Below are 1,980 nucleotides of genomic sequence, written 5' to 3'. Positions count from 1 at the left end.
TTTCCGTTGTCCTTGTGGGCCACCTCGGAACCGGTCTCAGTGGACACACACCACGCCGCCGTCACCTGCAAGCCCGCCGCCCACAAGATCATGCACAGGTCGGCCCAGACTGCGGCGTCATTGTGCGTGAACATGACCACCTGCATGCCGTTGTCGGGCATGTGCTGGGCGAGGTTCTTGTAGACGTCGGCCATGCTCTGGCGGAACTGCTCGTCCTTGCCAACGACGGCGAGGGCGTAGCGGCCGTCGGTATGCCACTCGGGGAACAGCTTCTGCAATGGGCCACGGTACCAGGCGAGGAAGAAGTCACAGAGTTCGTGGTAGTTAATCGCGTCGGCGTAAGGAGGGTCGGTGATCCACAGGTCCCGAAGGATGTCTGAGTGTCTAGCGTCGCAGGTCTCGACGGCGTAACGCCCACTTATGCGGCTTTGTCGAGACAACACTATGGCCTGCGTGAGAAACGCGAATGACCTACAAGAGTAATTGTACAGCGCGGCAAAAGCATTCGTGTAGAGCGCAGCAACATCTTGGTCGTTTCTCGGGTGCCATCTTGTAATCCGGGAGTTCAGGTTCAGCGCCACACCAGTTTCCAGCAACTGAGTTGCTAAACGCACTCCTTCCTCACGTGAGACAGCGTCCATCATGGTTCCCAACACCAGCAACTGCCTTGGATTGAACAGGTGATGCCAGTACGTCGCCCCCAGGTCTCGCCGAATTCTGCGTGTCTCGGCGCCTGGCCGTATGGCCATCGTGGGAAGAATCCCCTGCGCGCGCCAGTCGTCGAAGCGCTCCATCAGCAACGACATCGCCTTCTTCTCGCGTGCGAGGTCGTGGGCGTCCGGCGCGCGGTACACCCGCTCGCTCTTCCCCCCCTTCGTGGGAACGAGCCAGCGGATGCAGTACAGCCGCTCGTGATACAGATCGTCTGCGCCCGCCACCACCTGGTTCTCGCTCCAGGCGCGAATGCCGTACACGGTCTCGCCGCCCTCACGCCGGTCGCCGCGCAGAACCGACACCTTGATGCGCGTGGCGACGTCCTTCTTCGCGCAGTCCGGGCTCGGGCAGATCATCTCGCCGTCCTTGATGGTGCCCGCGTCCTTGGCGCGCCGCAGGTCGTTTTTCGAGGCCCCCTCGCGGATGTCGATGCGAAAGGTCTTCGTCTTTACATCCGGTAGCAGATCAGCTACGACGCCGCTCTTCTCGCCGATGACCCACGACCCCGACAGCGGAATCGTCCACCCGCACTCGGGGCACTGCGTCTCGTAGCAATACAGGTAGAGGTCAGCCCGCCACCCCTTCTCGTTGTGCTCGATGCCCCATTTCGTGATCTGCTCGTCGACCGCGGCGAAGAGCGCGGCCCTCGCCTCCTCGACCTGCTTCGCCACCTCGGGCCCGCCCCCAACGATGTTCAGCGCCCCCCAGGTGAGGAGGGCCGCCACCGGGTTCAGGTCGGAGGCGTACACGTCGCACCCCAGGCGCGCGGCCTCGAACGGAATGCTGCCGCCCCCGCAGAAGGCGTCGCCCACGCGGGGCACGCGTCCGAAGCGGCGCTTCCCCAGCTCGGCCACCAGCTCGGGCAGGCTTGTGGACTGGGTGCCCAGGTGGGCGTTGATGTCGCGCCAGGCCGCCTCCGACGGGCCTTCGATCTCCTCCGGGCGCACACAGAACTCGAGCTTCTGGTCGTAGGAGAGGCGGTCGAAGATCCGGCGGGTGAGGGATTCCCGCTGCTCGCGGTCGATGGATGCGCGCCAGGCGATCTTTCCCTGCGCGTTCGTCTCGAACCAGTGCTCTCGCGCCTTCTCGAGCGGACTGCGATGGACGTGACGCGCGCCGCGCCCCCGCAGGTCCGGCACGGCGGCCAACTCGTGCAGGCGGGCTGCCGGAATGCTCTTCGTGCGGCGCTCCCTCAAGCCGTCGCCATCCATGGTGAGCAGCTTCAGGTAGATCTCCCGGTCCTTCGCCGGGTCGTCGCTGGCGGGC

General features: G+C 64.8%; 1 protein-coding gene. It reads right to left on the bottom strand.

Going from position 1 to position 1,980, the window contains the following annotated elements:
* Positions 1-1,980: DUF1156 domain-containing protein (locus EB084_24395; GenBank protein NDD31404.1), on the bottom strand; the 1,980-nt coding region annotated here is incomplete at both ends.

It is taken from the genome of Pseudomonadota bacterium (assembly GCA_010028905.1).
Classification (GTDB): domain Bacteria; phylum Vulcanimicrobiota; class Xenobia; order RGZZ01; family RGZZ01; genus RGZZ01.
This window is presented reverse-complemented; position numbering and strand designations above follow the sequence as displayed.